The organism is Pseudomonas sp. TH04, from assembly GCF_016651355.1.
Classification (GTDB): Bacteria; Pseudomonadota; Gammaproteobacteria; order Pseudomonadales; family Pseudomonadaceae; genus Aquipseudomonas; species Aquipseudomonas fluorescens.
Genome location: NZ_JAEKEA010000001.1, coordinates 5,000,122 through 5,018,453, shown reverse-complemented (window position 1 = coordinate 5,018,453; position 18,332 = coordinate 5,000,122). Strand labels below are relative to the sequence as shown.

General features: G+C 60.6%; 17 protein-coding genes and 2 pseudogenes. 12 read left to right on the top strand and 7 right to left on the bottom strand.

Features of this window, described 5'->3' with window-relative positions; genetic code table 11:
* Positions 1-4: 4 nt before the first annotated feature.
* The 5 genes and pseudogenes from JFT85_RS22625 (at position 5) to JFT85_RS22610 (ending at position 4,076) form a co-directional block, all read left to right on the top strand.
* Positions 5-631, top strand: coding sequence for a TetR/AcrR family transcriptional regulator (locus JFT85_RS22625; RefSeq protein WP_073638129.1), 627 nt, complete (start codon positions 5-7; stop codon positions 629-631).
* 192 nt (positions 632-823) lie between these two features.
* Positions 824-1,882, top strand: coding sequence for a diguanylate cyclase (locus tag JFT85_RS22620; RefSeq protein WP_201230438.1), 1,059 nt, complete (start codon positions 824-826; stop codon positions 1,880-1,882).
* Positions 1,883-2,107: 225 nt separating this feature from the next.
* Positions 2,108-2,917, top strand: a pseudogene (locus tag JFT85_RS28810) (PAS domain-containing protein); the annotation flags it as partial.
* Positions 2,918-3,031: 114 nt separating this feature from the next.
* The gene (locus JFT85_RS28805) at positions 3,032-3,466 is read left to right on the top strand and encodes a methyl-accepting chemotaxis protein (RefSeq protein WP_371850813.1); all 435 of its coding nucleotides are present in this window, start codon (positions 3,032-3,034) and stop codon (positions 3,464-3,466) included.
* Between the two features lie 76 nt (positions 3,467-3,542).
* Positions 3,543-4,076, top strand: a complete 534-nt coding sequence (locus tag JFT85_RS22610; RefSeq protein ID WP_053257643.1) for a DUF1003 domain-containing protein — start codon at positions 3,543-3,545, stop codon at positions 4,074-4,076.
* Here the strand turns inward: JFT85_RS22610 and JFT85_RS22605 are convergent.
* Entirely contained in the window at positions 4,073-4,957 is an 885-nt protein-coding gene (locus tag JFT85_RS22605) for a LysR family transcriptional regulator (protein ID WP_053258031.1), read from the bottom strand. The two genes, JFT85_RS22610 and JFT85_RS22605, sit on opposite strands and share 4 nt — an antisense overlap.
* Before the next feature lie 80 nt (positions 4,958-5,037).
* Between JFT85_RS22605 and JFT85_RS22600 the strand changes: the two genes are divergently transcribed.
* Together JFT85_RS22600 and JFT85_RS22595 are read left to right on the top strand one after the other, a co-directional pair.
* The gene (locus JFT85_RS22600; protein WP_201230437.1) at positions 5,038-5,745 is read left to right on the top strand and encodes a CTP synthase C-terminal region-related (seleno)protein; all 708 of its coding nucleotides are present in this window, start codon (positions 5,038-5,040) and stop codon (positions 5,743-5,745) included.
* On the top strand, positions 5,742-6,062 hold the full coding sequence (locus tag JFT85_RS22595; protein WP_069553343.1) for an antibiotic biosynthesis monooxygenase family protein: 321 nt from the start codon (positions 5,742-5,744) through the stop codon (positions 6,060-6,062). The genes JFT85_RS22600 and JFT85_RS22595 overlap by 4 nt, the downstream gene beginning before the upstream one ends.
* 134 nt (positions 6,063-6,196) lie before the next feature.
* Here the strand turns inward: JFT85_RS22595 and JFT85_RS22590 are convergent, their stop codons facing one another.
* On the bottom strand, positions 6,197-6,520 hold the full coding sequence (locus JFT85_RS22590; protein ID WP_053257646.1) for a DUF2025 family protein: 324 nt from the start codon (positions 6,518-6,520) through the stop codon (positions 6,197-6,199).
* A gap of 232 nt (positions 6,521-6,752) precedes the next feature.
* On the opposite strand from JFT85_RS22590, the gene JFT85_RS22585 reads away from it, so the two are divergent.
* From JFT85_RS22585 to JFT85_RS22575, 3 genes are all read left to right on the top strand, one after another.
* Positions 6,753-7,880: a glycerophosphodiester phosphodiesterase gene (locus JFT85_RS22585; RefSeq protein WP_053257647.1), complete on the top strand. Its 1,128-nt coding sequence runs from the start codon at positions 6,753-6,755 to the stop codon at positions 7,878-7,880.
* Between the two features lie 99 nt (positions 7,881-7,979).
* Positions 7,980-8,285 carry a PepSY domain-containing protein gene (locus JFT85_RS22580; RefSeq protein WP_053257648.1) on the top strand — a complete coding sequence of 102 codons (306 nt, stop codon included), beginning with the start codon at positions 7,980-7,982 and terminating at the stop codon, positions 8,283-8,285.
* A 184-nt stretch (positions 8,286-8,469) separates the two neighbouring features.
* Complete coding sequence (locus JFT85_RS22575; RefSeq protein WP_201230435.1) at positions 8,470-9,642, top strand: GAF domain-containing sensor histidine kinase; 1,173 nt, start codon at positions 8,470-8,472, stop codon at positions 9,640-9,642.
* Here JFT85_RS22575 and JFT85_RS28800 read toward each other — a convergent pair whose 3' ends face one another.
* A complete protein-coding gene (locus tag JFT85_RS28800) occupies positions 9,643-10,410 on the bottom strand; it encodes a methyl-accepting chemotaxis protein (protein ID WP_420876042.1) in 768 nt (255 codons plus the stop codon).
* A 117-nt stretch (positions 10,411-10,527) separates the two neighbouring features.
* Positions 10,528-10,686 (bottom strand): annotated as a pseudogene (locus JFT85_RS28795) (methyl-accepting chemotaxis protein); the annotation flags it as partial.
* 846 nt (positions 10,687-11,532) lie between these two features.
* Between JFT85_RS28795 and JFT85_RS22565 the strand changes: the two are divergent.
* A complete protein-coding gene (locus JFT85_RS22565) occupies positions 11,533-12,555 on the top strand; it encodes a transporter (protein ID WP_053257651.1) in 1,023 nt (340 codons plus the stop codon).
* A 1,399-nt stretch (positions 12,556-13,954) separates the two neighbouring features.
* Positions 13,955-15,571, top strand: a complete 1,617-nt coding sequence (locus JFT85_RS22560) for an inorganic phosphate transporter (protein WP_069553675.1) — start codon at positions 13,955-13,957, stop codon at positions 15,569-15,571.
* A gap of 78 nt (positions 15,572-15,649) precedes the next feature.
* On the opposite strand, the gene JFT85_RS22555 is transcribed toward JFT85_RS22560, so the two are convergent.
* The 3 genes from JFT85_RS22555 to JFT85_RS22545 are packed head-to-tail and all read right to left on the bottom strand — an operon-like array spanning position 15,650 to position 18,316.
* Positions 15,650-16,624 carry a 5-oxoprolinase subunit C family protein gene (locus JFT85_RS22555; protein WP_053257653.1) on the bottom strand — a complete coding sequence of 325 codons (975 nt, stop codon included), beginning with the start codon at positions 16,622-16,624 and terminating at the stop codon, positions 15,650-15,652.
* A complete protein-coding gene (locus JFT85_RS22550; RefSeq protein WP_201230433.1) occupies positions 16,621-17,499 on the bottom strand; it encodes a 5-oxoprolinase subunit B family protein in 879 nt (292 codons plus the stop codon). Before JFT85_RS22550 ends, JFT85_RS22555 begins: the two co-directional genes overlap by 4 nt.
* Before the next feature lie 58 nt (positions 17,500-17,557).
* Positions 17,558-18,316, bottom strand: coding sequence for a 5-oxoprolinase subunit PxpA (locus JFT85_RS22545; RefSeq protein WP_073638134.1), 759 nt, complete (start codon positions 18,314-18,316; stop codon positions 17,558-17,560).
* Positions 18,317-18,332: the final 16 nt, after the last annotated feature.

Genomic DNA, 18,332 nt, shown 5'->3' with positions numbered 1-18,332 from the left:
GCCCATGACTGCTCCCCTGCGCCTCACCGACCGTAAACGCGAAGCCATCGTGGCCGCTGCCATCGCCGAGTTTCGGGCGAACGGGTTCGAGGTCACCAGCATGGACAAAATTGCGGCGACGGCGGGCGTTTCCAAACGCACGGTGTACAACCACTTCCCCAGCAAGGAAGAGTTGTTTGCAGAGATCCTCCACCAGTTGTGGGCCAGCAGCGTTGCCCAACTGGACGTGAGCTACGCCAGCGACCGCCCGCTGCGCGATCAATTGCGCGGGTTACTGCAGGCGAAGATGCAGATGATGTCGGACACCAATTTCCTCGACCTGGCCCGCGTCGCGATTGCCGCCACTATCCATTCTCCGGAACGCGCGCAAGACATGGTCAACCGCTTGAGCAAACGCGAAGAAGGCTTCACGCAATGGGTACGTGCCGCACAGGACGATGGTCGACTGTCCTGCAGCGACCCGGCGTTCGCTGCCCACCAGATACAAAGCCTGCTCAAAGCGTTCGCCTTTTGGCCGCAAATCACCCTGGGCCAGCCGGTGCTGGATGCCGCCAGCCAGGCCAACGTGATCGAATCGGCTATCGACCTGTTCCTGGCCGGTTACGAAGTCAGCGCTCCCCGCCCGCAGTAAAAAAACCGATGGCATAAGCCACATTCCAGGCCGTTTTTGCGTATTCACCGGTTGTGCTGCGCAAATGGCTTGGAAGGACACTGATTATTCCCACTCGAATAACTGACAATATTCACAATTATTATTCGATCAACGGTTCTGACCGCTGACGCATGCTGTTGCATCTGCACTAAAGAGCTGACCCGGAACACTATGGAAAACAGATTAGGCAAAGGGCTGTCATTTGCCAGACGTATCTACAAGCCAAGAATCATCGGCCTGGGGGTTGGTTGCATCAGCGTCGTCGGCGCTCTTTACCCGCTGGCGATGCCGAGCTGGGTCTGGGCGTTCCTGCTATTCAATGGGTTTGCCTGGGCTCATGTGGCCTACCAACTCTCCGTTCGCTCGCCGTTTCCGTATCAAGCCGAACAGCGCAACTTGCTGTATGACTCGTTCTTCATCGGTTTCTGGGCCGCCACCACCCAGTTCAGCCCTCTGACGACGGTGACCATTGTGTCAATGATGACCATGAACAACGTCGCTGCTGGCGGTAAGCGCCTGTTTCTGCGCGGGTTACTGGCACACGCCGCAGGCATTGGCGTGGCGTGGGGCTTGTTCGGAATCCACTTCAACCCCAGCGTCAGCCTCACCCAGGTCTACACCTGCCTGCCGATGCTGATGCTCTACCCCGTGGCCATCGGCATGGTCTGCTACCAGTTGGCGATCAAGCTGTCGGAACACAAACGCGCCCTCAGCGCCCAGAGCCGTATCGACAGCCTGACCGGCCTGCTCAACCATGGCTCGTGGAAAGACCTGCTGAACCTCAAGTTCCATAAGTGCCAGCAGCAACACGGCCACGCCACAATCGCCTTGATCGATATCGATCACTTCAAGCAGATCAATGACACCTACGGCCATATTGTCGGTGACGCGGTATTGCGCCAACTGAGCCAGAAATTGCGCCTGCACCTGAGACAAAACGACTTGGCCGGCCGTTACGGCGGCGATGAGTTCTGTGTGATTCTTCCGCAAATGCCACTGGAAGAAGCGGCGCAGGTCATGGAACACCTACGCGAAATATTCAGTAACTATCGCAATGCGCAGATCCCTGAGCTGCGCGTGAGCCTGAGTATTGGCCTGGCAGACTTCCGGCCCCTCTACAGCGATGCCGCCATGTGGCTCAACGCCGCGGATCGCGCGCTGTACGCGGCCAAGAACACCGGTCGTAACCGGGTGACGGTCAGCGACTACGTCATCGCCCATTCCGCCTGAGTCGTCCTACGACATCCCGTCTGAATCTTCTGTCAGCACGCCCCAGCGATAGCATAATGCCGCCATTGGTCGCCTCGCTCAGCCTGGTCCTGCAATCGCAGCGAACTTCTTGGCAGGCTTATCACTCTGAATCCGTTGTTCAACCCCCTCTGTCAGCACCAGGAAGCTGACAATGAGCAAGTCAACCGTAAGGCCCAGGGCCGTACGGGGTCAGGCGCACATTCCATGGATACCTCAGACGCGTGCTTCCCCGAGCCCTCGAACATGCTATTCAACGCCCATAAAAAAACCATCAGTACCCTGCAACACACCAACGCCCAGCAAGCCAGCCTTCTGGATGCCATTGAACGCTCCATGGCCGTGATCGAATTCGACCTGCAGGGCGTCGTGCTGCGGGCCAACGACAACTTCCTCAAGACCATGGGCTTTCGCGCCGAACAGGTCGTGGGCCAACCTCACCGGATGTTCTGCACACCGGCCTTCGCGCGCAGCGCTGAGTACAACCAGCTGTGGACGCAATTGCGCAATGGCCAATTTCAGTCCGGCACCTTTGAACGGGTGGCTGGCAACGGACAGTCGGTGTGGCTGGAAGCCAGCTACAACCCGGTGCGCAATGACACCGGCCAAGTGATCAAAGTGGTGAAGTACGCCATGGACGTCACACCGCGCCTGCAAGCCGAAAGCGAAGCCAACGCCAAACTGGGCGCCATCGACCGCGCCATGGCGGTAATCGAGTTCAACCTCGACGGCACCATCCTCACGGCCAACGACAATTTCCTGCAGCGCATGGGTTACACCCTGTCGCAGATCCAGGGCCAGCATCACCGGGTATTCTGCAAACCGGAGTTGGCGAACAGCTCGGCATACAGCGAGTTCTGGAAACGCTTGAACCAGGGCGAGCTGTTCAGCGGCCAGTTCGAGCGCATTGATAAAAACGGCCAGATCGTGTGGCTCGAAGCCAACTACAACCCGGTCTACGACGCCAGCGGACGCCTGTGCAAAGTGGTGAAATTCGCCTCCGACGTCACCGCCAGGGTGCAACAGCATGCCGCCGACGCTGCGAGCGCTACCCAGGCGTACCACATCTCCATAAACACCCGGGACATTGCCGAAAAAGGCGCCGACGTGATTCAGCAGACCGCCAGCGGCATGCGCGCCATCGCTGCCGACATTGACGGTTCCTCACAACTGATCGCCAAGCTGGGCGAGCGCTCGCAACAAATCACCGCCATCGTTAACACCATTCGCGGGATCGCCGACCAGACCAACTTGCTGGCGCTGAACGCGGCCATCGAAGCGGCGCGCGCCGGTGAGCAAGGCCGTGGTTTTGCTGTGGTGGCCGATGAAGTGCGGCAATTGGCGGCACGGACCAGCGGCTCGACGGCGGAAATTTCCAGCATGATCGCGATGATCCAGGACGAAACCCGCCAAGCCATCGAGAGCATGGACGGCACCCGCGACCGTGCGGCGCTGGGGGTCGACCTGGCCAACCGGGCAGGCACGGTCATCCTGCAAATTCGCGAAGGCACGAGCGAGGCGGTACAAGCAGTGAGCGTGTTTGCCAACGAGCGGGGCAACCACTGACGGTTCTTTCATGTGCCTGGCTGGGGGCTCGGTCTATAGTGCGTGCTGGTCTTAACGCTTAGGATTCGAGCCCGCCATGACCCCAGACGCCACGCCCCCAGCAAAGCCGCAAGCGGCCCCCGTCGACCATTTGCGTTTTCACCGAGCCCACGCCCACCTGGCGACGACCTTCGGTAACGACACGTTCGCCCTCAAGGCCGAAGCCTTCGCGCGCTTCTTTGGCACCCCGACGTTCCTCGGCGCACAAACCGTGATCGTGCTGGTGTGGATCGTGCTCAACGTAACCGGCATCACCCAGTTCGACGTGTACCCGTTCATCCTGCTCAACCTGGCCTTCAGCCTGCAGGCAGCCTATGCCGCGCCATTGATCCTGCTGGCCCAGACGCGTCAGGCCGCCCGCGATAAGGCGCAGTCCGACGCCGACGCACAACACCGCGAAGCCATTGCCATCGCCAACACCGAACGTCAGGCCCAGGCCGAACAGACCACCCAGCAACTGCTGGAGTTGCTGGAGCAGAACACGCGGCTAACGGAAATGACCAAACAGCTCACCGAGCGTATCGAGACCCTGACGTGCGAAATGCATGAACACTTTGTGCGCAAAACCTAACGACGTAATCCGCGCACATGCCGTCCCAACTCATCAAACAACGCCACCACCGAGCGCAGCGCCCGGCAATCCGGGCGCGTCAACAACCACAGCGCCGTGTCATGCCCCGCCAGAGTGGGGCCCAGCGGCTGCAAGCCCTCCTCCAATAGAAAATCCGGCAGCGCAGCCACCCCCAGCCCCGCGCGTACCAGTTCGGTGACCGACAACATGCTGTTGCAGCGGTAACTGGGGCGCACACCCGGCAAGTGCTCACGGCGCCAGGCGACGGTGGGGTGGTCGGGCAGAAAGTCATCCGGGGCGATCCAGGCCAGCTCGGCCAGCTCGCGTCCTGCATGCCGCCGGGCGAAATCTGCACTGGCGCACACCTGATAGGCCACCGTGCCCAGGCAACGGCCGACAAGATGTTCCGGCGGTGTCTTGGTCAGGCGTAGGGCGATGTCAGCATCGCGACGGCTGAGGTTGGCAAAGTCATTGGAGGTGCTCAGTTCCAGCGTCAACGCCGGGTACTCAGGCATGAACTGCGCCAGCGCCGGTAACAGCAAGCCTTGCAGCACCGAGTCGGTACAGGTCAGGCGCACGGTGCCGCTGATCACTTCACCGCCCTGCTCCACGCCGATGCGCGCCGCCTCCAAGGCTTGTTCCGCGCGCTCGGCCTGCTGCGCCAGATGGCTGGCCAAACTGGTGGGCAGGTAGCCGGCGCGGCTTTTTTCAAACAAGGTCTGGCCCAGCGCCGCTTCCAATCGCCGCACCGCGCGGAATACCGTGGATACATCCACCCGCAACAGTGCCGCCGCCCGTGCCAAAGTGCCGCCGCGAACCAGGGCGAGGATCAGCGACAGGTCGGGGTAATCCACTTGATAGTGCGTGACTGCATTGAGCATTTGGGTAAACGCCAATTTTGATTGCGTGAACGCCAATCTATAGTGCCACCCAGGACACAACAAGCCATGGGACGTACACGATGAACGCCACCACCCTGCACCTCGCCCTGATCGGCGATTACCACCCCGACGTGATTGCACACCAGGCGATACCCGTGGCGCTGCAACACGCAGCCGACAACTTGGGCGTGAGCGTTCACGCTGAATGGCTCGCTACCGACTCGATCACACCCACCCGCGAACTGCACGGCTTTGACGGCTTCTGGTGCGTGCCCGCCAGCCCCTACCGCGACACCGACGGCGCGTTGCGCGCGATCCGTTTCGCCCACGAGCAACGGCGCCCGTTCCTCGGTACTTGCGGTGGTTTTCAACACGCGGTGCTGGAATATGCCCGCAACGTGCTGGGCTGGGCGGATGCGGAACACGGCGAATTGGCCCCGCAGGCCACCCGCGCGGTGATCACACCGCTTAGTTGCACGCTGGTCGAAGCGACGGACACTGTGCGCCTGGTGCCGTACACGCGAATCGCCGAGGCCTACGGTACGCTGGCTATCCACGAAGGTTATCGCTGCCGCTACGGCGTGAACCCGGACTTCGCCAGTGCGCTGCTCGAAGGCGACTTGATCCCCAGCGGGCATGACTCGGCGGGCGATTTGCGCGCCGTAGAACTGCTGAACCACCCGTTTTTCGTCGCCACCCTGTTCCAGCCGGAGCGTGCAGCACTCAAAGGCATCACGCCTCCGTTGGCGCTTGCCTTGCTCAAGGCCTGTCTGGATGCATACCGATGATTGCCAACACGCCGGCGGTTCCTTATTACGCGGTGATTTTCAGCTCGTTGCGCACCGAAGGTGATCAAGGCTACGGCCAGGCGGCTGCCCGCATGCTGGAACTCGCGCGTGAACAACCGGGGTTTCTGGGGGTGGAGTCGGCACGCGAAGACGGCTTGGGAATCACCGTGTCCTACTGGGAAAACGAGGCGGCGATCCTCGCCTGGAAACAGCAAGCTGAACACCGCGCCGTGCGCGAACAAGGGCGTGCGACCTGGTATTCGGCATGCCATACGCGCGTGTGCAAAGTGGAGCGGGCCTACCTGTTTGAGCGCTGAAAATGTACCCCTGTGGGAGCTGGCTTGCCTGCGAAGGCGGTGTGTCAGCCAACCGATGTAGAGGCTGACCCACCGCCTTCGCAGGCAAGCCAGCTCCCACCTTTGATCTTCAACGTCTGTAGAGCAGCGTTCGCTTAGCTGACCAAACTGCGCAACGCGCTGATCTGTGGAATTTCCACCCGACGCATGTACACCCGCAATGGCTCGGTGATGTTGATGCGGTCGTCGATGTTCTGGTCCAGCAGCAACTGAAGGCGTTCGCGCGACAGGGTCATGCTGTCGTCAGCGGCGGGTAACCAGACAAACTCAGCGGTGGGAATGATGCCGTCATCGGCCACATCCATGCCAAACGAGTCTTCGCTGAAACGCACGATGTATTGGCCGGTTTTGCGGTTAAGGCCGACAAAACCGTGGAGTTGATCGGCCGCCTGGCAGATAAGTTCGGACGTGATGCGCATGGTAAACCTCACTGAAAAGTCCCACTGGGACTGGAAAGATGGTTTACACGCGTGGCAGAAAATACTGCCCTCTAATGGGGCAGCTTCGGTCAAGAATACTGCAATGCACCACAAAAAAACCCATAAAAATGGCCACTGCGCACGTTAATGTCGGTTTGGTGATGGCGCCTTTCGCAATCAATTGTTAAAAAGGACGCCTTCTCAAAGTTACCTCCACGAAAGGACTTCGCATATGCCTGTCACGTTTTCCAAGAGCGCCTTGCTGCTCGCTCTGCTGCTCGGCCTTGGCCAGGCACAGGCTGCCGACCCGATCAGCCCGGCTGAATTGGCGACAAACGAAGGCATTCCGTACCCGGCCGTCATCGCCCACCGTGGTGCTTCCTACGACGCCCCCGAATCTACCGCCGCCTCCTACAAGCTCGCACGCGACCTGGGTGCCGACTACCTGGAAATGGACCTGCAGCGCAGCAAGGACGGCGTGCTGTTCGCCCTGCACGACAACAACCTGCAGCGCACCACCGACGTGGCCAGCAAATTCCCGGAGCGCAAAGACGCCCCCGCCAACGAGTTCACCTGGGCTGAATTGCGCACCCTGGACGCCGGCAGCTGGTTCAACGCCGCCTACCCGGACCGCGCTCGCCCTGCGTTCGTCGGTTTGAAAATCCAGAGCCTGGACGAAATCATCAAGATCGCCGAAGGCAACCCGCAGCACAAACCCGGCCTGTACATCGAGACCAAAGAGCCCAAGCAATTCCCGGGCATCGAAGCCGACCTGAAAAACAAGCTGCTGGACAAGGGCTGGTTGAGCTCCGCCGGCTCCAAGCTGGGCAAGAGCAACACGGGCGTGGGCCAGGGCAAGGGCCGTGTGGTGCTGCAAACGTTTGAAAAAGACAGCTTGAAAGAGCTGCAGAAAGAAATGCCGAACACCCCGAAAATCCTCTTGCTATGGGTGGGCCCAGGCAGCATCGAGCCGAAATCCGCGCAGACCTTCGCTGAATCCGGCGAGCCGACCAAAGCCGCTTACTACGCCAAGCAAGCACCGAAAGACGCGGCGGAATTCGAAAAATGGGTCGACGAAGCCAAGCGCCTCGGCGCCATCGGCACTGGCCCATCGGCCGAGCTGACCAACCATGGCGACCAGAGCTACACCGACCTGGTGAAGCCTGAGATGAACAAGCTGACCCACGACAAGGGCCTGCTGGTGCACGTCTATACCGTCGATGAGCCGGTGGACTTTGAAAAAGTGATGAAAGCCGGCGTCGATGGCATCTTCACCAACCGCGCCGCCGAACTGCTGAAGTTCTACAAGCGCTGGCCGTCGTCGAGTGTGCAGGATTTGCTGAAGGACAACGGCTACTGAGTGAGTCAGCCATTGGTGTCAGTGCGCCATTAAGGATGAGTTAAGTTGCGCCGGTTAATCTGGCGCCACTTAAACAGCTCACCCAGAAGGACATACACCATGAAAACCCTGACCGCCCTGTTCGCCGCCACTGCCCTGACCCTGACCGCCGGCCTGGCCCAGGCTGACGTTCGTCCGGACCACATTGAAGGCCTGCTCAAGTCCGGCGCAGTCATGCCGTTTGAAAAACTCAACGCCGCTGCCGTGGCCACCCACGCCGGTGCCAGCATCACCGACACTGAGCTGGACCACAAAAACGGTGTACTGGTTTACGAAGTTGACCTGACCGACACCGCCGGCAAACGCTTTGAAGTGAAGCTCGACGCCAAGACCGGTGCCGTGCTGGAAAACAAGCAAGACAGCTGAGCCAACCGCCAAAAAAACCGCGCCACTTTCACAGTGGCGCGGTTTTTTTATGGGCGCTCGTCAGTCAAGGCCGGAAAAGTATCCCTCGCGTTAATGAAATTACCCCTACGGCGCGCAAGGTCGCTAGAATCGATTTTATTGGCCTGGGCACAACGCTCACCACCTTCGGGATCGAGATCACTGCATGGGGCAGAAAGCCGCCGACATCGCAACCATTGGCCGCATCAGTGCCGTACCCGCGATGCTGCAAGTCATCAGTGACATGACCGGCCTGCGTTTTGCGGCGGTGGCCCGGGTGACTGACGACTCGTGGACCGCTTGCGCCGTGTTCGACCAACTGGCGTTCGGCCTCGACGTCGGTGGCGAACTGGAACTGAACACGACCCTCTGCCACGAAATTCGCGGGTCCCACGTGTCCGTCGTGATCGACAAGGCCAGCGAAGACCCGCTCTACCACGACCACCACACCCCACGCCTCTACCAGTTTGAAAGTTACATTTCGGTGCCGGTGTTCCGCACCGATGGGCGCTTCTTCGGCACGATTTGCGCCTTGGACCCAAACCCCGCCCCCCTGCGCAGCAGCACGATCCAATCGACCATGGAGTCGTTCGCCCGTGTGCTTTCCCTGCAGATTGAAGCGGAGGAAGCGTTGCAAAATACCCAGGCACAACTGCAGGAAGAACGCGGCACCGCAGAACTGCGCGAACAATTCATCGCCGTGCTGGGGCATGACCTGCGCAACCCGCTGTTCGCCATCAACGTGGGTGCTGAACGGCTGCTGCGCAAGTACCCCAACCCCGCTACCGATCCGCTCGTAGCGCACATCCTCGCCAGCGGCCGGCGCGCCTCGCAACTGGTCGAGGATGTACTGGACTTCGCCCGCGGGCGAATGGGCAACGGCATTCCACTGAATATCGGCGATTGCGACGGCCTGCAAGAGGCACTGCTGCATGTGATCTCGGAGGTGCAAAGCGTGCACCCACAGCGGGTGATTCAGGCAAACATCGCTGACCTTCAAGGGGTAAAAGGCGATCGCGATCGGTTGGCACAGTTGCTCTCCAACCTGGTCGCCAACGCCATCCACCACGGCAGCCAGGACGGCCCGGTGGAAGTCGCCGCGCGGATCGAACACGACCATTTCAAACTGACGGTAAAAAACACCGGGCAGATCAGCGAGCAAGCCTTGCCCCGGTTATTTCAGCCCTACTCACGCCCCGCCACCCACACACCCCAAGCCGGGCTGGGCCTGGGGCTATACATCGTCGAGCAGATTGCCCTGGCCCACGGTGGAGAACTGAGCGTGTCGACCTCTGAGCAGCACGGCACGGTGTTCAGCTTCAGCCTGCCGACCCTCTGATCAGGCGCCCAGACGCGCCGTCACTTCATTGAGCTCAGCCGACAAGCCTCGCAGGTGCTGGCTGGCCGCCTCCGTGCGCTGCACATTGTCCATGTTCGCCGTGGCCACGGTGGTGATTTGCGTGATATTGCGCGAGATATCTTCAGCCACCGAGGTCTGCTCCTCGGCTGCCGTGGCGATCTGGCGGTTCATGTCACGGATCGCCTCCACGGCCAGCGTGATGTGATTGAGCATGGCGCCGGCCTGGGAGACTTTTTCCACACTCTCATCGCTGCACGACTGGCCACTGACAATCGCCTCGGCCGCATCCACCGCGCCGGTTTGCACCGCGTGGATAATCTGGTTGATCTCGATGATCGACGCCGCCGTGCGTTGTGCCAGGCTGCGCACTTCATCGGCCACCACCGCAAACCCACGGCCCGCTTCACCTGCCCGCGCGGCTTCAATGGCAGCGTTGAGCGCGAGCAGGTTGGTCTGCTCGGCGATCCCACGGATCACCTCCAGCACTTTGCCAATGCGCACACTGTCGGTTTCCAGGCGACGGATGATGGTGCCGGTGTTGAGGATTTCATTGCGCATCTGGCCAATGGTGGCGATGGTGACCTTCATCACTTCGCCACCTTCACGGGCCGAATGATCCGCCTCATCGGCGGCGCGCGAGGCACTGGCCGCATGGCGTGCAACTTCCTGGGCGGTGGCCGACATCTCGGTCATGGCGGTGGCCACCTGGTCGGTGCGGTTGAATTGTTCATGGGTACCGTTGGCCATCTGCCCGGCAATCGAACTCAACTCGCCGCTGGCAGTCACCAGGTCGGTGGCGCTGCGTTGCAAGCGGTTGAAGGTTTCCGCGAGGAAGTCGCGCAGCGTATTGGCCGCAGCGGCCAGATGGCCCAGCTCATCCTGACGGCGGCTGGCAACACGTTCGGCAAAACGACCGTGGCTCAGTTGGGTCACGTAGTCGATCAAGCCGCGAATCGGCAGGATCAGGTTGCGGTTGATCAGCCACACGCTGAACAGACCGATCACCACACCCGATAGCAACATCACTGCCAGCCCCACCAGCACCGTGCGTTCGGCATACGCGCTGATGGCTTGGGACTGCTGGCTACCCTGGGCGCGCAGGTCACTGACCAGGGCGCTCATCTGCTCACTGGTGGCGCGGTCGACACCTTTGACGGCCGTGTCGCCCGCCGTCGGGTCGGCACCGGCTGCCAGGTAGGCATCACGGCCCTTCTGATAAGCCACACCCAACTGCAAGTGTTCCTGACGCAGGCTGTCAATGCGCCGGCTCAGGCCGGGGTCATTCTGAGTCTGGCTGACCAGCCGTGTGAGAATGCCCTGCACATCGCGTTGCCGGTCCTGGAACTGGCCCCAGTATTTCTCCAGGTCCTGAGGCTGCTTGCCGCGCAGCAATACGTTTTTCCACTCCTGCACTTGCACCTTGAATTGCAGATTGGCTTCGTCAATCAATTGAGAGGTGAGCAAGGGCCCTTCGATCAGGCTGCGATAACTTTGCACGCCGTTAGAAAGGAAGTAGAAACAGGCCAGTGCGATCAACAAAATCGCCAGCAGACTGCCACTGAGCAGCGACAAAATTTGTGCTCTCAAGGAAGTGCGCAAAATATTCATGGGGGGATGCCTCAAAACAAGGAAAAAGGTGCAAGCACGCCATAACGTCCCTGTCAGCAAGGCACAGCCCATTTGCAGCGGTCCTTATGCCTTGAATCGGCCGTTCTAGAGGCTTCTTGAACGATTTCTGACAGGTGGCCAATAAAATGTCACCTAAACGAAATAAACCGCAAACCGTCACAATTTTGTCAAATTTACTTGCAATGATTCGCCCACGCGAACCTGTGAAACGTCCTACAGGCGCTTTCTCTGCGAGCCTCCATGAACCACAGCATCGACCACGGCCATCAGGACCCTGATCTGTTTGGCCTGCTTTACGGTTTTCGTTTTCGCCCCGGTGAAAAAGGTGAGCAGATTGACTCGGCCACTGCGCTCGCGGCACTCCAGGCGCCGCAAGACCCGGAAGAATTCCTCTGGCTGCACCTGAACCTGGCCCACGCGGCATGCGAGCGCTGGATGAAGGCCAACCTGGCATTGCCGGATGAGTTTTTCGAAGCCCTGCACGAAGGTTCACGCTCCACCCGCATCGAGCACGTCGACTCGGCCCTGCTGGCGGTGGTCAACGACGTGGTGTTCAATTTCAGCAGCATGGTCTCCTCGGATATCTCCACGCTGTGGGTGTGCGCACGCAGCCGCTTGCTGGTGAGTGCGCGCCTGCAACCGTTGCACTCGGTGGATAAATTGCGCTCGTCGGTGAAGGCCGGTGAACGCTTCCGTTCGCCGCTGGAATTGTTGGTGCATTTGTTGCGCGATCAAGGCGAAGTGCTGACACAGATCGTGCGCAAGACCAGCCTCAGCGTCGACCATATCGAAGACCAGTTGCTGTCCTCGCGCCTGTCCACCAACCGCGCCGAACTCGGCGCCGCACGCCGCGTGCTGGTGCGCCTGCAACGCCTGCTGGCCCTGGAGCCGGGGTCGCTGCTGCGCCTGCTCAACCGCCCGCCGCAGTGGCTGCAAAAGGAAGACGTGAAGGAGTTGCGCAAATCCACCGAGGAGTTTGCGCTGATCATCAACGACCTGACCGCGTTGGGTGAGCGCATCAAGCTGTTGCAGGAAGAAATCGCCGCTAACCTGAATGAACAAAGTAACCGTACGCTGTTCACCCTCACGGTGGTGACGGTGCTGGCGCTGCCGATCAATATCATTGCCGGTTTTTTCGGCATGAACGTGGGGGGTGTGCCGCTTTCGACTGACCCGGAAGGTTTTTGGATTTTGGTGGCGTTGGTGGCGACGTTTACCTTGATTGCCGGGCGCTGGGCTTTCCGCAAGCGCAAGGATTATTGAGCCGCGTCTCGACCTGAAAGGGGATCAAGGGTGGGAACTGGCTTGTTTGTGATAGCCATAGGTATATACGTGTTTTTTACGGATTGAGTGCTGTGGTTGTCGGGGGCGCGCTGGGTACATATCGGTTGTTTGAGTAACGGCCGCTATGGGTTCCGCCCTTACGGCGGGTCACTTTGGAAAAGCCCCAAAGTAACCAAAGGGCTCTTGCCCCACCACTCGGCACCTCGCTTAGGCTCGGTGTGCCCTCGCTCCGGCTTTGGACCGTGGGCCGCCGCCATGGGCCATCCTTGGCCCATCGCGGCTAACCCGGCGTCCTGCCGGGTTACCCACGCTCCAAAGCCTGCGTTCGGCCAGCGTGGTTAACGGGGCGCCTAAGATCAAGATCAAAGTCAAAAGCAAAGCACGGCGGCCTGACAGCCGACCTGAGTGGTTAGATCAAAAGCGCAAGCGAAGTGGTGTGTCAGTTGATGGAGTGGGTGACTGGCACACCGCATTCGCGAGCAAGCCCGCTCCCACATTTGGAACTGGGTACATCAGGCAGAAGGTGGGCTGGTCTTCAGACTGTATTGGGTCAATCTGGGAGATGGCATGGGGTCTGCTGCTGGGTTTGCCTGAAGTATCGAGGTGCCTGCATCGCAGGCAAGCCAGCTCCCACAGAAAAGCAGTGCACTACGGTGCTGGCAGCTGAACTCGATCAACATTGTGGGAGCGGGCTTGCTCGCGAATGCGGTGGGTCAGTTACAAATGAGCCGACTGACCCACCGCTTTCGCGAGCAAGCCCGCTCCCACATTTGGAACTCATTTCATCCGGTAAAGTGCTGTTGCTGTGCTGTTGCCCTGCTTTTGCTTCAACCACTCAGGCCGGCTGTCAGGCCGCCGTGCTCTGCTTTTGATCTGCTGTTGATCTTGATCTGACAGGCCCCGTTAACCACGATGGCCGAACGCAGGCTTGAATCCGTGGGTAACCCGGCAGGACGCCGGGTTAGCCGCACTGGGCCAAGGATGGCCCATTGCGGCGGCCCACGGATTCAAGCCGGAGTGAGGGCATGCCGAGCCTAAGCGAGGCACCGAGTGGTGGGGCAAAGACCTTTTGGTTACTTTTGGGGCGTTTGCCAAAAGTGACCCGCTGTAAGAGCGGAACCCATAGCCGCCGTTACCGCAGCAACGGATATGTACCCAATCCACCGAAACGCCTCAGAGCAACCCAAAGCGTTGCGCAGATACCAATGCCCATCCCCAAGCAAACAGGCGCCCCAATCAATCTCACTATGACATCATTTTTGCCGAGCTTTGTAGACCAGCGGCAGCCTCAATCCTTTAAACACTGACCTACCGCAGCATCTCTGTAACATTCTGCAATGATCATGAATGCCATCCTCCTCACACTGGATGCTCCGGCATGGCCACCCCTTCCCTGACTGCCTCCTCCACCGCCTCACACGCAGACCCCAAACCCAGGCTGGACAAGAAACCCGGCCTGTTGACGGTGATCGTGTTCTTTGCCGTACTGGCCATGGGCCTATTGTTCACAGCCTACAGCCTGATGCACGACATGCACGAACTGGGCACGGTGGTCACCACCTGGACGCCATTCCTGCTGCTCGGCGTAGCGCTGTTGATCGCGCTGGGCTTTGAGTTCGTCAACGGCTTCCACGACACCGCCAACGCGGTGGCGACGGTGATCTACACCAACTCGCTGCCGCCGCAATTTGCGGTGGTGTGGTCGGGCTTTTTCAACTTCCTCGGCGTGTTGCTCTCCAGCGGCGCCGTGGCGTTCGGCATCATCGCGCTGCTGCCCGTGGAGCTGATTTTGCAGGTCGGCTCATCCGCCGGTTTCGCAATGATCTTTGCCCTGCTGATTGCCGCCATCCTGTGGAACCTGGGCACTTGGTGGCTGGGCTTGCCGGCCTCGTCGTCGCACACGCTGATCGGTTCGATCATCGGCGTCGGCGTGGCGAATGCCTTGATGCACGGGCGTGACGGCACCAGCGGCGTGGACTGGAGCCAAGCGATCAAGATCGGGTATGCCCTGCTGCTGTCGCCGCTGATCGGCTTCGCCTTTGCCGCCTTGCTGTTGCTGGCCCTGCGCGCCTTTGTGAAAAACCGCGCGCTGTACAAAGCGCCAAAGGGCGACATCCCGCCGCCGTGGTGGATTCGTGGCATGTTGATCGTCACCTGCACCGGTGTGTCCTTCGCCCACGGTTCCAACGATGGCCAGAAAGGCATGGGCTTGATCATGCTAATCCTGGTCGGCACCCTGCCGATGGCCTATGCGCTGAACCGCACCATGCCCGCCGAGCAGTCATTGCAGTTTGCGGCGGTGGCCGAAGTGACCCAGGTCGCCCTGGTAAAAAATGCGCCGCAAGCATTGCCGGGTGACCCGCGCCCGATCCTCTCGACCTACGTGCGTACCAAGGAAGCCACGCCAGAACTGGTGCCGGCCCTCGCTGCCCTCGCCGGCCAGATCGGTGATGAAGTAAAAGGCTACGGCTCCCTGGCCAAAGTCCCCGCCGAAGCCGTAGGCAACGTGCGTAACGACATGTACCTGACCAGCGAAACCATTCGCCTGATGGACAAGGACAAGGTCGGCAACTTCGACGCTGATACCCAAGGCAAGCTGCAACTGTTCAAGCAACAGATCGACAATTCCACACGCTTTATTCCGCTGTGGGTGAAGATCGCCGTGGCCATCGCCCTCGGCCTGGGCACCATGGTGGGCTGGAAGCGCATCGTGGTGACCGTGGGTGAAAAAATCGGCAAAACCCACATGACTTACGCGCAAGGTGCCTCGGCCGAGACGGTGGCGATGCTGACGATTGGCGCAGCGGATATGTTCGGGCTACCGGTGTCGACCACTCACGTATTGTCGTCGGGTGTGGCCGGGACCATGGTCGCAAATGGCGGCGGGTTGCAGATGAAGACCATCCGCAACCTGCTGATGGCTTGGGTACTGACCTTGCCGGCGGCGATCTTGTTGTCGGGAAGTTTGTACTGGCTGTTCACCAAACTGTTCTGACACAACCCCGCTTAAAAATGTGGGAGCTGACCCGCCGCTATCGCAGGCAAGCCAGCTCCCACAAGAGTTTATGGTGTGTCAGGAGGTGAACAGTCCAGCCATTGCCTTCAGGCGTTTTTTGTACACCCGCCGCGCCTCCAGCGCTTCTTCCAACGTCACCGCCACAAACCCCGCCCGCTGGTTCGGCTGCATCTGCCCGATCAAGTCCAGGTCCGCACTGATCACCGTGCCGATCATCGCGTAGCCACCGCCCGACACCGCATCCCTGTGCAACACAATCGGCTCCAGCCCCGCCGGCACCTGGATCGAGCCAATCGGGTAACAACTGTCGACGATATTCGACGGGTCGGACCCCGCGCCAAACGGTTGCTCCCGTGGCTGAAAGCTCAACGCGCTGCCGCCTTTGAAGCGATAGCCGATGCGGTCCGCCTCGGAACCCACGGTCCATGGCTCGGCAAAAAAACTGCTTTTGGCCGCGTCTGTCAGGCGCTCGTAATACAGGCCTGGCACCACGCGCAAGGTCACGTCGCCACCGACTGAACGCCGCAGCGCCATTGGCAAACTATTGCCCGCACGGCCCTCGCCGCTCGGCTCACCGATCGGCAGTTCATCGCCTTCCTGCAAGCGCCGCCCCTGGAACCCACCGAGTGCACCCAGGGTGTACGTCGAGCGACTGCCGAGCACCAGCGGCACCTCAATACCGCCTGCCACCGCCAGGTAAGTCCGCGCGCCGGCCTTGGGAAATTCAAAGCGCAACACCTGCCCGGCACGCACCTGAAACGCGGTGTCCTGGTGCACCACTTCACCGTCCAGACGCGGCGACATGAGCGCACCGCTGAGTGCCACCAGCGCGTCCTGTCGGAACTCAAGTTCGGGGCCGATCAAGGTGCACTCCAGGCCCGCCGCACCACTCGGATTGCCCACCAGATGGTTGGCCGCACTCAACGCGTATTGGTCCAGCGCGCCCGACGGTGGAATGCCCAAGTGGTAATAGCCTTCACGGCCAAGATCCTGCACGGACGTGGCGAGGCCGGGTTTGCGGACTTTGATCATGCCAACGCCTCCTGCAGGGTTTTCGGATAGCCGACGGGGTCGGCGAGAAACGCGTCGAGGGAAAATTCCACCGGGCGGATGCGCAAGTCGAAACGTCCTGCGTCCACCTCAGCAACCGCCAGGTCATACGCATCGCGGTCCAGGGGTTTGAACTGCACGATGTCACCGGGCCGAAAGAACACCATGTGTTCCTTGAGGTACGCCAACTGCTGGGCCGGGTCGTAGATCGGTGCCGGGGTCACCCCAAACATCTGGTAACCGCCCGCGCCGCGTACCGAGTAGATGCAGCCAAAACAGCCGCCATGGCCGAGGGTCAATTTGGGCGTGTCGGTGCGCGGGCGCAGGTACTTGGGCACCTGTAATTGCCGTTCGCGCTCGACCATCTGGAACATGAACGGCAGGCCCGCGACAAAGCCGACCATCGACACAAACCACGGCGCGCCGCTGTGGGCGGCGATAAACGCGTCGACGTCAGCCAAACCATTGATGCGCGCGGCGTATTCCAGATCGGTGCCCGTGGGGTCTTGATGCCGGTCGCGAAAACGCATCAGGGTTTCATGGGTCCATGGGTCGTTATAGAGCACCGGGATTTCGATGATGCGCGTGTGCAAGGTGCGTTCGGCCACCGCTTGGGCTTCAGCGCTCTGCACGGCGTCGAGCAGCACGTGTGGCGCGATGCGGTCAGGGTCGAAGCGAATCTGGAACGACGCATTGGCCAGGCACACGTCCAGCACGCCTTCCAGCGCCAGGCGCTCCACGGCGCGGGTCACGGCCATGCCTTTGAAAAAGGCCTCCAGGGACATGCTGTCGCTGACCTCGGCAAACAGGTGTTCATCACCGCCGAAGCTGTAGCGGATGGGGGACGTTTGAGCCATGTCTGTTCCTCTTGGAATCATTGTAGAAAGGCAGGCAAAAAGTACAGGTTGGACCTTCTTATTGAGGCGTTCTGACGACAATGCCCGCCTGGTCCAAGGCTTCACGGGTGGCCTCGACCAATTCGAGGGCGCCGGGGGTGTCGCTGTGCAGGCAGATGGAATCGAATTCGATCAACAGGTCTTCGCCTTCCACCGTGCGCACGCGCCCGGTCTGACAGGCACGCAGGACCCGCGCCGCAACGGTGGCAGGATCCAGCGCGCGCACTGTGCGCGTAAATACGATGGAGCCACTGAGATCGTACTCACGGTCGGCGTAAAACTCGCGCACCACCGGTTGCCCGAGCTCCTTGGCGACGCGCCAGATCACCGAGTTGGGCATGCAGTACAGCAAGAGTGTCGGCTCAATGATTTGCAGGTTTTGCACCAGCAGCCGCGCGGCTTCTTCATCGCGGGCCAGGTGCATATAGAGCGCGCCGTGGGGCTTGATGTGTTGCAGCGTGAGGCCTTGGGCGCGGGCGATTTCGCGCAGGGCGCCGAGTTGGTAGAGCATGTCGTCCACCAGCTCCTGGGCCGGTGCATTGATATGCCGGCGGCCAAACCCGACCAGGTCGCGAAAGCCCGGATGCGCGCCGATGGCGACACCCAGTTGCTTGGCGCGCTCGACGGTACGGCGCATGGTGCCGGGGTCGCCGGCGTGGAAACCGGTGGCGATGTTGGCCGAGCTGATATAAGCCATCAGCTCCGCGTCAACGCCATCGCCGATGGTCCAGGGGCCGAAGCCTTCGCCCATGTCTGAATTGAAATCCACTGTCTGCATCGGGAATTGCTCCGCC